The 12284-nt window shown below is 73.5% G+C and carries 11 protein-coding genes; 4 read left to right on the plus strand and 7 right to left on the minus strand.

Translation table 11 applies throughout. The features are described 5' to 3' along the window. Nucleotides 1-14 precede the first annotated feature (14 nt). From ACYVP9_RS01005 to ACYVP9_RS01030, 6 genes are all read right to left on the minus strand, one after another. Nucleotides 15-2933, minus strand: a complete 2919-nt coding sequence (locus tag ACYVP9_RS01005; protein WP_460602822.1) for a S8 family serine peptidase — start codon at nucleotides 2931-2933, stop codon at nucleotides 15-17. A 125-nt stretch (nucleotides 2934-3058) separates the two neighbouring features. Further along, complete coding sequence (locus ACYVP9_RS01010; protein WP_460602823.1) at nucleotides 3059-3628, minus strand: GNAT family N-acetyltransferase; 570 nt, start codon at nucleotides 3626-3628, stop codon at nucleotides 3059-3061. Between the two features lie 19 nt (nucleotides 3629-3647). Beyond that, nucleotides 3648-4862: a 4-hydroxybenzoate 3-monooxygenase gene (locus ACYVP9_RS01015; RefSeq protein ID WP_460602824.1), complete on the minus strand. Its 1215-nt coding sequence runs from the start codon at nucleotides 4860-4862 to the stop codon at nucleotides 3648-3650. 25 nt (nucleotides 4863-4887) lie between these two features. Continuing rightward, the gene (locus tag ACYVP9_RS01020) at nucleotides 4888-6048 is read right to left on the minus strand and encodes an NAD(P)/FAD-dependent oxidoreductase (RefSeq protein WP_460602825.1); all 1161 of its coding nucleotides are present in this window, start codon (nucleotides 6046-6048) and stop codon (nucleotides 4888-4890) included. Beyond that, a complete protein-coding gene (hglS, locus tag ACYVP9_RS01025; RefSeq protein ID WP_460602826.1) occupies nucleotides 6045-7451 on the minus strand; it encodes a 2-oxoadipate dioxygenase/decarboxylase in 1407 nt (468 codons plus the stop codon). The genes ACYVP9_RS01020 and hglS overlap by 4 nt, the downstream gene beginning before the upstream one ends. 66 nt (nucleotides 7452-7517) lie before the next feature. Then, entirely contained in the window at nucleotides 7518-8567 is a 1050-nt protein-coding gene (locus ACYVP9_RS01030; protein WP_460602827.1) for an NADPH:quinone reductase, read from the minus strand. Nucleotides 8568-8628: 61 nt separating this feature from the next. Between ACYVP9_RS01030 and ACYVP9_RS01035 the strand changes: the two genes are divergently transcribed. The 4 genes from ACYVP9_RS01035 to ACYVP9_RS01050 are packed head-to-tail and all read left to right on the plus strand — an operon-like array spanning nucleotide 8629 to nucleotide 11314. Beyond that, nucleotides 8629-10008: an HNH endonuclease signature motif containing protein gene (locus tag ACYVP9_RS01035; protein WP_460602828.1), complete on the plus strand. Its 1380-nt coding sequence runs from the start codon at nucleotides 8629-8631 to the stop codon at nucleotides 10006-10008. 23 nt (nucleotides 10009-10031) lie between these two features. Next, nucleotides 10032-10367 carry a hypothetical protein gene (locus ACYVP9_RS01040; RefSeq protein ID WP_460602829.1) on the plus strand — a complete coding sequence of 112 codons (336 nt, stop codon included), beginning with the start codon at nucleotides 10032-10034 and terminating at the stop codon, nucleotides 10365-10367. Next, entirely contained in the window at nucleotides 10367-10654 is a 288-nt protein-coding gene (locus ACYVP9_RS01045; protein WP_460602830.1) for a hypothetical protein, read from the plus strand. Before ACYVP9_RS01040 ends, ACYVP9_RS01045 begins: the two co-directional genes overlap by 1 nt. A 51-nt stretch (nucleotides 10655-10705) precedes the next feature. After that, complete coding sequence (locus ACYVP9_RS01050) at nucleotides 10706-11314, plus strand: histidine phosphatase family protein (RefSeq protein ID WP_460602831.1); 609 nt, start codon at nucleotides 10706-10708, stop codon at nucleotides 11312-11314. A 6-nt stretch (nucleotides 11315-11320) separates the two neighbouring features. Here the strand turns inward: ACYVP9_RS01050 and ACYVP9_RS01055 are convergent, their stop codons facing one another. Further along, nucleotides 11321-12265 carry a fumarylacetoacetate hydrolase family protein gene (locus ACYVP9_RS01055; RefSeq protein WP_460602832.1) on the minus strand — a complete coding sequence of 315 codons (945 nt, stop codon included), beginning with the start codon at nucleotides 12263-12265 and terminating at the stop codon, nucleotides 11321-11323. Nucleotides 12266-12284 lie beyond the last annotated feature (19 nt).

Genomic DNA, 12284 nt, shown 5'->3' on the forward strand with positions numbered 1-12284 from the left:
ACCCACCGGTCACCTCAGCCGAGATAGGTGTAGACGACCCGCAACCGCACCGAGCGCACGTCGATGTCGTTGGCCGGGGCGCCGCCGCTGCCGAGCAGCAGCGACACGGTGACGCTGCGGCCGGACACGTGCCCGGCGGCGTACACGCCGGCCACGGAGCGCCAGGCCAGCCGCCCGGGGGAGACGCGGACGTAGGCCGGGAGTTCGACGCCGCCGTCGGGCCGGCGGAACGTCGCGTTGATGTCGGACGCCCTGACAGTGCGTCCGAGCACGGCGAACCCGAGTCGCTTGTAGGCGTGGGCGACGGGCAGCCGGAACGTGAAGCGTGCGAACGCGACGTCGTTGGTCGCCGGACGACAGGTGTTGACCAGGCGGACGGCGGACCCGCCGAGCGCCGTGCGAGCGCGCCCCGCGCACCGGGCGGTGCCGCCGACGTCGTGCGCGGACGCGCCCGGCCGGGCGAGGTCGGCCGCCCGCTGCCGCAGCCGTTTGCCGGACACGAACACGCGGTGCGTCCCCGAGCGCCGGTGGTTGCCGGCGGCGTCCCACGCGGTGAAGTACCAGCTGTAGGCGCCGGCGGGGACGATGCGGCCGGCAGCGGTGCGCCCCGCCCAGGTCAGTGCGGCCCGGGTACCGGAGCGGGTGCCGGTCGTGAGCACGCGCACCGTCCGCCCGGCCGGCGAGCGCACCGTGAGGGTCAGCGCGCCCCCGTCGGGCACGGCGACGCTGGGCCGGAACGTGTCGAGGTAGCCGTCCCGGACGGGGAACAGCCGGGCCCCCGCGCCGCGGGACGCCGCCAGCCGCGGGGCGACGGTGTCGACGGCGACCGACCGTTCGGTCTGTCCCTGCCGGTACGACGAACCGGTGCCGCGGGAGGTGACCACGACGAGGCGGTAGGCACCGTCGCGCAGTCGTGCCGTGCCGGACCCGAGACCGCGCCAGACGTAGGTGTGGCGTCCGGCGCGCAGCACGCCCAGTGGCGACCGGTGGACGACGACACCGCGCGCGTCGCGGGTCTGCACGGTGACCGTCTGGCTCTCGGCCAGCGTGAACGTCAGCACGGCGGTGTCGCCGGAGCGGTCGCCGTTCGGACTGATGCGGGTGCGGCTCAGGCCGGCGACGACGGGGTGCAGCGAGTCGAACCGCACGCGGTGTGTCGCCGACACCGGGCCGTCGCAGCGCTTGTGTCCCGAGGAGCAGGTCTGCAGCGCGAGGTCGTGCACGCGGTCGTCGTACCGGCTGGCGTTGACGGCGAACGAGTAGGGAGCGCTCGCGTCGAACCCGACCTCGCGGCCGTCGACGAGCAGGCGGGCGCCCCCGCCCGGGCCCCGGCCCGTGGCCACGAACTGGCCGCTGACGGTGGCGCCCGCGGAGGGCGTCCGCAGGTCGGGAGCGGCGTTGGCGAGGCTGACGGAGGTCGAGGCCGTGCCGCTGTTGCACTCGCCGAACTCGGTGCAGTCGACGGCGACGACCTGGTGCCGTCCGTTCGCGAAGCCGTAGGAGCTCCACCCGGCGTCGGCCCGTCCGCCCGAGACGGCGGCCGTGGCGACGGTCAGGCCGTCGACGCGGAAGGCGACCCGGGGGGCCGTGCTCGTGGCGGTGAGCGCGATGCGGCCGGAGGTTCCCGCCGCCGTGACCCGGGCCGGCCTGGTCGGGGGGATCGTGTGGCGCAGCGCGAGGTCGAGATCGACCTGCCCGCGGCCGAGGCCCTGGCCGGCGTACCCGCGCGCGGACGCGACCAGCGCGGCGCGCACCTGGCCGGGCGTGAGCGCGGGGTTGCGCGCCAGCACCAGCGCGGCCGCGCCGGACACGAGCGGGCTGGCGAAGGAGGTGCCGTCGCCGCTACCGACGCCGTTGCCGGGCGGGAAGTAGTTCGAGCCGGCCATCGGCGTGGTCGACACGATGCCGACGCCGGGGGCCGCGAGCGTGACCCACGAACCGTGGCTGGAGAACCCGGCGCGGGTGCGCCGCGCGCTGTCGGTGGCACCGACCGCGACCACGCCGGGGTACGCCGCCGGGTACTGGCGCGTGGTGTCACCGTCGTTGCCGGCGGCGGCGACGACGAGCACGCCCTTGCCCTGCGCGTACTCGATCGCCTTGCGTTCGGCCGTGCTGGGCAGGGTGCCGCTGATGCTGAGGTTGATGACGTCGGCGCCGTGGTCGGCGGCCCAGCGGATGCCGGCCACCTCGTCGTCGATCGTGATGTCGTCGAAGCGGTCGGCGATCTTCACCGCGAGCAGCGACGTGTTCCACCCGGCGCCGGCCACGCCGACGGCGTTGTTCGTGCTCGCGGCGGCGACGCCCGCGACGAAGGTGCCGTGGCCGACATGGTCTCTGACGTCGGTCGAGCCGTTGTCGGCGTTGTGGCTGCCCACGATCTTGCGGGCGAGGTCGGGGTGCTTGACGTCGACGCCGCTGTCGAGCACGGCGATGCGGACGCCTCGTGAGCCGTGGCCCCGCCGCCACGCGGCAGGGGCGCCGACCGCCTCGAGGTAGCCACGCTGGCGGCTGTAGGAAGGGTCGTTCGGCACCGCGGGCGCGCCCGCATACGTCCGGCGGACAGGGTGCTCGACACCGCTGACGCCGGGCAACGCGTCGAGCCGGCCCGCGTCGACGCTGCCGTCGGCCGGCAGCTGCACCGACACCGCCTGCTGGCCGGCGAAGGTGTGCCGCACCTCGGCGCCGAGCGCCTCGAGATCGGCTCGCAGCCGGGTCGAGCGGGCGTCGGCGCTGGTGTCGGTGTGCAGGATGACGACGCCCGGGGCGGGGGAGGGTTCGTCCGGGTCCGACGCGGCGGGCGGGGCGGCGGGCGGGGCGGCGGGCGGGGGTGCGGGGTCGGCGCCGGCCGGGGCGCCGGGCAGCAGGGTGACGGCGAGCAGCACGGCGAGCAGCACGGTGAGGGCTGCAGCGAGCAGCGTCCGCGCGCGCGTCATGGCCACCACCCCCGGTGCATCCTGGTGCTCATCTCACCGCGCGGCCCGCCCGGCACGGTGGGACTGAGGTCCCGATTGTCAGCGATCTTGCCGTTTTGGTCACGAACGCCCGCGTCGACAGGGTGTCACAGCAAGCGTCGCATGAGAACGCGGGGGAATCCGGCAGCGTGCGCGGTGGTGGTGGACGCGACGGTGAATCCTGCCGCCTCGAACACCGACCGCAGCCCGACGTAGGCCATCGTGAGGTCGACCTTCTCGCCGCCGTTGTCGGCCGGGTACGCCTCGACGGCGGGCGCGCCGTGATCGCGAGCGAACGCGACGGCGCCCTCGATCAGGTGGTGCGAGATGCCCTTGCCGCGATGGCCCGGACGCACCCGGATGCACCACAGCGACCAGACCGGCAGGTCGTCGGGGTGGGGGATGGTGCGCGAGCGGGCGTACAGCGTCCCGGCCCGCGGCGCGATCGCGGCCCAGCCGACGGGCACGTCGCCGTCGTAGGCCAGGACGCCGGGTGCGACCGGTTGCCGGGTCAGCTCACGGACGTACTCGCCGCGGGCCGGCCCGACCAGCGCCTTGTTGGTCTTCGCGTCGACGCGGTGGCTGAGGCACCAGCACACGTTCGCGTCCGGACGCTTCGGCCCGACGAGGGCGGCGACGTCGTCGAACGTGTCGGCGGGACGCACGGTGATAGCCATGGCGGCAGAGTAGGGCCGGCTACCGACGTTTCGCGGTCATCCCGGGCGCCGACGGCCACCCGGTGTACGCCTCGGCCAGGTAGGTTGAGCCGGCCCGGGACGCCACGACGGACGCCAGCTCGCCGACCTGCCGGCGGTGGTCGAACGCCGACCCGCCCGGGAGGCGGTGCAGCATCGTCGTCATCCAGTACGAGAAGTGCTGCACCCGCCACACCCGCTCCTGCGCGCGGGGGCCGTACTCGTCGAGGGCGTCGGCGTCGCCCCGGCGCAGCGTCCGCTCGAGCACCTCGGCCAGCACCCGGACGTCCGCCAGCGCGAGGTTGAGTCCCTTCGCGCCGGTCGGCGGCACGGTGTGCGCGGCGTCGCCGGCGAGCAGCAGGTTGCCGTAGCGCATCGGCTCGCACACGAAGCTGCGGAAGCGCAGCACGGAGCGGTCGGTGATCGGGCCCTCGCGCAGCGTGAACCCGTCCGGCCCGGCGACGCGCGCCTGCAGCTCGGACCAGATGCGGTCGTCGTCCCACGCGTCGACGTCCTCGTCCGGGTCGCACTCGAAGTACATCCGCTGCACGGTGTCGGTGCGCTGGCTGACGAGCGCGAAGCCGCGTTCGGAGTTCGTGTAGACGAGCTCGGGGGCGCTGGGCGGGGCGTCGCACAGGATGCCGAACCACGCGAACGGGTACTCGCGGGTGAACTGCGTCCGTTGCTGCTCCGGGATCTGCGCGCGGCACATGCTGCGCGACCCGTCCGCACCGACGACGACGCGTGCCCGGATCTCGTGCGCGACCCCGGACGCGTCGGTGAACGCGATGCCGGGACGGTCGTCCGTCGGGTCGAGCACGCGGCAGTCGGTGACGCCGAAGCGGACGTCCCCGCCGTCGCGGGCGCGGGCGTCGGCCAGGTCGACGAACACGTCGGTCTGCGGGTACAGCCAGGCCGACGCACCGACCAGTTCGCGGAAGTCGATGCGGTGGTGCTCGCCGCCGAACCGCAGCGAGATGCCGTCGTGCGGGTGACCTTCGTGCAGCACCCGGTCTGACGCGCCGGACTCGACGAGCAGGCGCACCGAGTCGTCCTCGAGGATGCCGGCGCGGACGGTCGTCTCGATCTCGTGCCGGGTGCGGTTGTCGACGACCACCGACTCGATCCCGGCCACGTGCAGCAGGTGCGCCAGCATCAGCCCCGCGGGCCCGCCGCCCACGATCGCGACCTCGGTGGTGTCGGAATGTCCGGTCATGGACGCAACGTAGTCCGCCACCGGGTCAGACGATGTTGAGCTCCGGGCGGGTCCGGGCACCGGCGAACCGCTCGACGGCCAGGCCCGACACGTCGACGAACGGCTGCTCGCCGAGGTAGAGGTCGCGCACGACCTCGCCGACGGCCGGACCCATCAGGAACCCGTGCCCGGAGAAGCCGGTCGCGTACAGGAAGCCGTCGACGACGGGACTGCGGCCGATGACGGCGTTGTGGTCGGGGGTCATCTCGTACAGCCCGGCCCAGCCGCTGTGGATGCCCACCTCGGCGATGCGCGGGCTGCGGTGCTCGATGGCGGCGCCCAGCCGCGGCAGCCAGGCCTCCGAGCGGCTCAGGTCGAAACCCGGCGTCTCGTCCGGGTCGGACATGCCGAGCAGCAGGCCACGACCCTCACCGTGGAAGTAGTAGCTCGTCGCGAAGTCGATGGTGAACGGCGTTCGCGGGTCGAGGCCGGGTACCGGCTCGGTGACGAGCACCTGCCGGCGCAGCGGGGTGACGGGCAGGTCGACACCCGCCCATCGTCCGACCTCGGCCGACCACGCCCCTGCGACGCAGACCACCGCGTCGGTGCGGACGGTGCCCCCGGTGGTGTGCACCGCGCGTACCGCGCCGTCGACCACGTCGATACCGGTCGCCGCGCAGTGCGGGACCAGCCGCGCGCCCAAGCGGCGGGCCGCGGTGGCGTACCCGAGCACGACCGACTCGGGGGTGCAGTGACCGTCCTGCGGGCCGAACGCCGCGGCGAGCAGTCCCTCGGTCGACACCATGGGCGACAGCGCCTGCGCCTCGGCCGGCGTGATCATGCGGGTCGCCACTCCGAGGTCGTTCTGTAGTGCGACGTTGCGTTCGAAGGCGGCCACGTCGTCGGGCGTCGACAGCAGGAACAGGTACCCCACCTGGTGCAGGTCGATCGGCTGACCGAAGCGGGCCTCGAAGTCGGCGAACGTCTCGAGGCTGCGGGCGCCGAGGGCGATGTTCACCGGATCGGAGAACTGGGCGCGCACGCCACCCGCCGCCTTGCACGTCGAGCCGGAGCCGAGCTGGTCACGGTCGACGAGCAGCACGTCGCGGACGCCGGCGGCGGCCAGGTGGTAGGCGACGCTGACCCCCATCACGCCACCGCCGATCACGACGACCGACGCGGACGACGGCGGAGTGCCTGAGGTCATCGCGGGTCCGGTGAGAGGTCGTCCTCGATCGGGCCGAGCGTGCGCGCCACTGACTCCAGGGACATTGCGCGTTCGCGCGCATACAGCTCGGCAGGGTCGGCGACCGGGCGCCCGATCGCCGCGGACAACCGGTCGGCGTCGAGGACCTCGCCGGCGTGGTCGGCGTCCGCCTCGCCGTGCCCGGTGAGGTTCGAGGCGAAGATGCCCGCGGCGGACCGGGGCAGGAAGTCCTCGTAGACGATCGGCCTCGCGGCGAGCCAGCCACCGTCGAGCAGGTCCGACAGCCGCTCCGGCGGTTGCCCGTCGCGTCGGCGGCCGGCCACCTCGTAGGTGAAGAACGCCAGATCGGTACGCGCCAACGCGGCCTCGGTGCGGGGGAAGCCCTCGCGCCACACGTCCGCGGCGACGTCGGCGCGGGACGACGCCGGGTCGTCGCGCAGCCGCTCGTCGACGGCCGCCGTGAGCTGGTCGTAGCGGTCGCGTCCGCGGTCGGTCAATGCGATGCCGCGAGCCTCGACCTCGCCGAAGCGGACCCGCAGGGAACCCTTGACGATCGCCCCGTCGCTGTTGCGGAACAGCCGCGGCTCGGCCAGCGCGCGGAACGAGGTCTGGCGCAGCAGCACGGGCGGACCGTCCCAGCGCGGTGGGCCCTGGATGGCGTCGATCATCTCGACGCCGCGGGCGGTCATCGACGCGTACAGGTCGTCGATGTCCAGCACGCGGGGCGTGAGGTGGTTGATGTGCGTGCTGGTCACGCCGCCGATGTCGGCCGCGACGCTCGAGACACGCTCGAGTTCCTCGTACCAGGACCGGTCGACGGGGTCGGGGGAGAGCGCGAAGCTCGCGGCGGCGAGGTCGAGGAACCGGCCGGCGTCGCCGTCACCCAGGCCGCCGTCGGCGACCGCCCGGTCGGCGAGCAGCAGCAGCTCGTCGGGGAACAGCTGCCGCGCGTCGAGGAACCGTGACAACCGCGCCTCGAGGTCGGGGTCGAAGAACCGCCGGTCCTGCGGCACGAGCATCGAGGTGAACACCCGGAACGGGTTGCGGGCCAGGGCATCGCGCTCGAGCGGACGGAACGCGGTCGAGACGACCGGCACCGGACGTGGCCGGGCGTCGCGCAGGTCGTAGAAGCCGGCCGGGTGCATGCCGAGCGCGGCGAAGATGCGGGCGACCTGCGCGAGCTCCCGAGGGGTGCCGACGCGGATCGCGCCGTGCCGCTCGGCGGTCACGCGGTCGAGGGATCCGAGCCGCTGCGCGCCGTCCGGGTCGCGTGCCGCCACCCGCTCGTTCACCTCGTGCGAGACCTCGACGAGCTGCCGGTACGCGGGAACCTCGCGTCCGTAGAGGTCCGACAGGCGGCGGGCGAAACGCGCGCGCAGCTCGGTGGTGTCGACGGCGGTCATCGGTTCCCCTCGTGTGGCGGACGGCCACCAGCATCGCCGGTCGCAGGGCGCGTGCCCGCACCGCCCTCAGTCGGTGATGTCGATCAGCACCTTGCCGGTCGTGCCGTCCTCCACCGCGCGATGCGCGTCGGCGGCGCGCTCGAGCGCGAAGTGGTGCAACGGCATGCCCGCCTCCTCGCCGACGCGGACGGCGCCGTGACGGACGGCAGAGGTGACGTCGTCGACCGCGGCCGCCTTGGCCGCGGCCGGGACGGTGTAGACGAGCACGAACTGCCAGCGCGCGTTCGGGCCCATCAGGGCGCGGACGGGCAGGGTGAACTCGTCGCCACCGTTGTTCGCGTACATCGCGACCGCGCCGTTCGGCGCGAGCACCGCGGCGTCGAGCCCGGCGTTCTGTGCCGGTGCCACCTCGACGATCGTGTCGGCGCCGCGGGCGCTGATGCGGTGCAGTTCGGCGGCGACGTCCTGCCGCCGGTAGTCGACGACGTGGTCGGCGCCCGCCGCGGCCGCCAGCTGTGCCTTCGCCGGGCCGCTGACGGTGGCGACGACGGTGGCGTCCGACCACCGGGCCAGCTGGATGGCGGCGTTGCCGACCGCGCCGGCGCCACCGGCGACGAGCACGACGCGGTCCTGCAGCGTGCCGGGGCCGAGCCGGCGCGGGCCGTCCTCGTTCACCGTCAGGCAGCGGTGCGCGGTCAGGAACGGGATGCCGAGCGCGGCGCCGAGGTCGAACGAGGCCGAGTCGGGCAACGCGACCACCTGGCGTGCCGGGACGGTCGCGTACTGCTGCGCGGTGCCCTCGGCGCGCGCGTAGGCGGCCTCCCATACCCACACCCGGACCCCGACCAGCGCTGCCTCCACGCCCTCGCCGACCGCGTCGACGACGCCGGCGCCGTCCTGGCCGGGTACCTGCGGCGGGTCGACCGGCGTGTCGTCCGCCTGTCCCTGGCGCGACTTCCAGTCGGTCGGGTTCACGCCGGCGCGGTGCATGCGCACCCGGACCTCGCCCGGACCGGGGGCGGTCAGCGGTCGCGCCACCACGTGCAGCACGTCGGCCGCGCCGGTGCGTTCGTAGGTCACGGCGGTGTTCGTCCCCGACTGCTGCGGCTCGCTCATGCGGACGAGCCTTCCGCATCGACGCCCGTTTCTGTCGGTGGTGGTTCGTAGAATCGAACACATGAGCAGCGATGGTCTGGCGGTCGAGCCGGTGGTGCTCGCGCGGGATGCGTTGCTGGACGAGTTGCAGGCGATGCAGGCCGAGCAGTGCGCGCTGGACGCGCGACGGTTGATGACGCTCGCGGCGATCGACCGGCTGGACGAGCGCGAGCATCCGGCGATGCGGTGGAACCGTGAGGCGGTGTCGTCGCTGCTGCGGTGCGCGCCGGTGACCGCGGCCGGGCGTCTGGCGCAGGCCCGCACGGTGTGCGACCTGCTGCCCGACACGCTGCACGCGTTGGAGGCGGGGCGGATCACCGGTGGGCACGTGGCGGTGCTGCTGGACGTCACGCTGCTGGCCGACGCCGAGACCACCGGTCGGGTGGAGGCGCGGGTGCTGCCGCGCTGCGATCACCTGTCGGTGGCGGAGTTCAAGGCCCGCTGCCGCAAAGCCCTGCTCGCGGTCGATCCCGAGGGAGCCGAGCGGCGGCACGCGATCGCGCGGAAGGCGCGTCGGGTGCGGTTCGTCGCCGATCCGGACGGGATGGGATCGTTGTTCGCCCACCTCGGGGCGGACGAGCTGGCCCGGGTGCGGTACGAACTGGACGCTTTGACCGAGGCCGAGGTGGCCGCCGCCGCCGAAGACCCGGACGACGCGCGCACCCGTGACGAGATCCGCGCCGATGTGCTGGTCGATCTGCTCACCGCCGGCGCCGAGGCCCACAACGCGGCAGCCGCACCGGAGCCGTCCGACGAGCACCCGAGCGACGAGGCGAGCGACCGGTCGAGTGATCCGGCGACGGCGCGGCGCACTCGCTCGGGTCGGCGGCGTCCGGCCGGGAAGCCGCGCCCGATCCAGGTGATCGTCCCGCTGCGCGCCGCCGAGACCGGGCGGGCGGCCGGCGCCGACGGCGCCGACGGCGTCGCCGAGATCGACGGCGAACCGGTGCCCGTGTCGGTGGCGATGCGCCTGGCCACCGACCCGTCCGCGTGGTGGCGGCCGGTGCTGATCGACCGTCGCGGCCGCCTCGAAGCCGTCGGCGCCCGCACCTACAAGCCCGGCGCAATGCTCAAACGCCTCGTCGAACTCACCGACCGCACCTGCCGCTTCCCCGGCTGCCGCCGCCGCGCCGAGGCCTGCGACTGCGACCACCTCGACCCCTTCGACCACACCGACCCCGCCCGCGGCGGGCTCACCGAGGCCGGCAACCTGCACTGCCTGTGCCGCCGTCACCACCGCCTCAAACACGAAGCAGGCTGGATCACCGCTCGCCACAACGGCACCACCCACTGGCTCTCACCCGACAGCCGCCACTACGCCGGCCACCCCGAACCCTGGCTCGACCCAGTGCCGCCGCCAGTCGTCGAGACGGTAGGAGATCCCGACCCACCCCCGTTCTGACCGAACCGGGGAGAATGGTCGACGTGGAGACGTCGGGGTGGTTCGGTGTGCGCTGCGTGTTCCGGTCCGAGTGCGACGGCGCCGGCCTCTACGAGGAACGGGTCACGATCTGGCGCGCCGACGGGCCCGACCATGCCATCGCGCTCGCCGAGACCGAGGCCGCGGAGTACGCCGAGGCCGTCGATGCCACGTACCTCGCGCTGGCGCAGGTGTACACGATGGCCGACGACCTGGCCGACGGCGCCGAGGTCTTCTCCCTCATGCGGACGAGTTCGCTGAAACCCGAGGCGTATCTCGATACGTTCTTCGACACCGGCGCCGAACGGCAGACCTGGCACGACAGCGGGATCGGCGAGTGATGCGCGGACCCGGGGCCGAGCACGTCGTCCTGGTCGTCGCAGACGTCTTCACGATCACCGGTCGGGGCACGGTGGTGACCGGTGCGATCGGGTCGGGAGGTCTGCACAACGGCGACGAGGTCGAGATCGTCCGCGACGGACGGGTCGTGGCCCGGGCGCGTGCGCTGGTCGACCTGGTCTGCAGCCGCACCGCCGATCCGAGCGCGATCGCCCTGGTGCTGCCCGGCGTGGGGCGGGACGAGGTGTGGCCGGGTGACACGATCCGCCGGCGATCGGCCGTGCCGTGATCCCGTCCGGACTTACTTGACATCGAAGGCAGTAACACCGACCGTGCAGGGGTGACCGAACTGCTTCTCGTCCGACACGGCCTTCCCGTCTCGGGCCACGCCGACCCCGAGCTGTCCGACCTGGGGCGCACACAGGCCGAGCGGTTGGCGTCCTGGCTCGCCGGCGAGGCGATCAACGCGGTCGACGCGGTCGTCACCAGCCCGTTGCGGCGTGCCCGTGAGACCGCGGCGCCGATCGAGGCCGCGCTCGGGCTGCAGGCCGAGGTGATCGACGACCTGCGGGAATGGGAACTCGACGACCCCGAGCACGTGTACGACGCACTCGAGGACATGGCGCCCGACGATCCGCGCGTGCTCGCCGTCGCCGAGGGCCGGTACGACGACTTCGTCCCCGAGCTGGACACGATCGGCTTCCAGAAGCGGGCGGTCAGCGCCATCGACGACGTGCTCGCGCGCTACGGCGACCGTGACCGCATCGTGGTGAGCAGCCACGGTGGCTTCATCTCCGCCTACCTCGGCCACCTCATCGGTGCCCGGCAGGTCATGTGGTTCAGCGCCGACTACACGAGCATCTCCCGCGTGCTGCGGTTGCCGAGCGGACGTGTCGTCGTCCGCTCGGTCAACGAGACGCCGCACGTGGTGCGGCAGCCGGCCGGCTAGGTCCGGTCAGCCGCCGACGCGCTCCCTGCGGCGCACGTGCGGCCACGGTCCGCGGGCGGGCGCCCGGATCTCGGTCTCGATCGACCCCATGCCCTCGATCGCGAGGCTCACCCGGTCACCGTCGGCCAGCCACGGGTAGCGCTCCGAGCCGTGCCGCAGGGACAGCTCGAGGATGCACCCGCCCTGGCACGTGCCGCTGCCGACGAGCGCGCCGGCCTCGACGACGGAGTTCCACGACGCGTAGCTGAGCAGCTCCTCGAACGACCAGTAGGCGGACGACCACTGGTCGCGGCCGTACTCGCGGCCGTTGACCGACGCCGTCATCGTCAGGTCGTAACCGGTGCCCGAGCGGCGGCCCGCGATCTCGTCCGGGGTGACGAGGACCGGGCCGAGCGAGGACGCGAAGTCCTTGCCCTTGAACGGGCCGAGACTGCCCTCCATCTCCCGGAACTGGAGGTCGCGGGCCGACCAGTCGCAGAGCACGAGGTAACCGGCGATCGCCGAGGCCGCCTCGTCGGGGCTCGCCGAGCGCAGCGTCCGGCTCACGATCGCCCCGACCTCGAGCTCGAAGTCGAGCCGCTGCGAACCGCCGGGGATCTCGACCGCCTCGCGCGGACCCCGCAGGCTCGCGACGTTGCTGAAGTAGCCGACGGGCTGCTCGTACCAGACGTCCGGGCCGTGTTCGCGTCCCTGGTGCGCCCACGCCGGCTTGATGTGTTCCTCGAACACCATGAAGTCGCGCATCGAGGGCGGGTCGATCGGTCTCACCAGGTCGAGTGCATCCAGGGACGTCGTTCGCGCAGGATCGCGCAGAATCGCTTCCCCGAGGGCGGTGAGCGATTCGAGGTGGTCGTCCAGCCGTGACACGTCCCGCGAGACCGCGACGGTGTCGTCCGTGCCGAGGACACCCACGCGAGGGCCGTCCGGTGTGGCGGTTCTGACGAAACGCATGGTTCCTCCGAACTCGGCG

Source organism: Jatrophihabitans fulvus (assembly GCF_054781375.1).

What these genes read in the sequence shown, in the direction of transcription:
- ACYVP9_RS01005 (WP_460602822.1), bottom strand. Translation starts at nt 2,933, where the DNA reads ATGACGCGCGCGCGGACGCTGCTCGCTGCAGCCCTCACCGTGCTGCTC.
- ACYVP9_RS01010 (WP_460602823.1), bottom strand. Translation starts at nt 3,628, where the DNA reads ATGGCTATCACCGTGCGTCCCGCCGACACGTTCGACGACGTCGCCGCC.
- ACYVP9_RS01015 (WP_460602824.1), bottom strand. Translation starts at nt 4,862, where the DNA reads ATGACCGGACATTCCGACACCACCGAGGTCGCGATCGTGGGCGGCGGG.
- ACYVP9_RS01020 (WP_460602825.1), bottom strand. Translation starts at nt 6,048, where the DNA reads ATGACCTCAGGCACTCCGCCGTCGTCCGCGTCGGTCGTCGTGATCGGC.
- hglS (WP_460602826.1), bottom strand. Translation starts at nt 7,451, where the DNA reads ATGACCGCCGTCGACACCACCGAGCTGCGCGCGCGTTTCGCCCGCCGC.
- ACYVP9_RS01030 (WP_460602827.1), bottom strand. Translation starts at nt 8,567, where the DNA reads ATGAGCGAGCCGCAGCAGTCGGGGACGAACACCGCCGTGACCTACGAA.
- ACYVP9_RS01035 (WP_460602828.1), top strand. Translation starts at nt 8,629, where the DNA reads ATGAGCAGCGATGGTCTGGCGGTCGAGCCGGTGGTGCTCGCGCGGGAT.
- ACYVP9_RS01045 (WP_460602830.1), top strand. Translation starts at nt 10,367, where the DNA reads ATGCGCGGACCCGGGGCCGAGCACGTCGTCCTGGTCGTCGCAGACGTC.
- ACYVP9_RS01055 (WP_460602832.1), bottom strand. Translation starts at nt 12,265, where the DNA reads ATGCGTTTCGTCAGAACCGCCACACCGGACGGCCCTCGCGTGGGTGTC.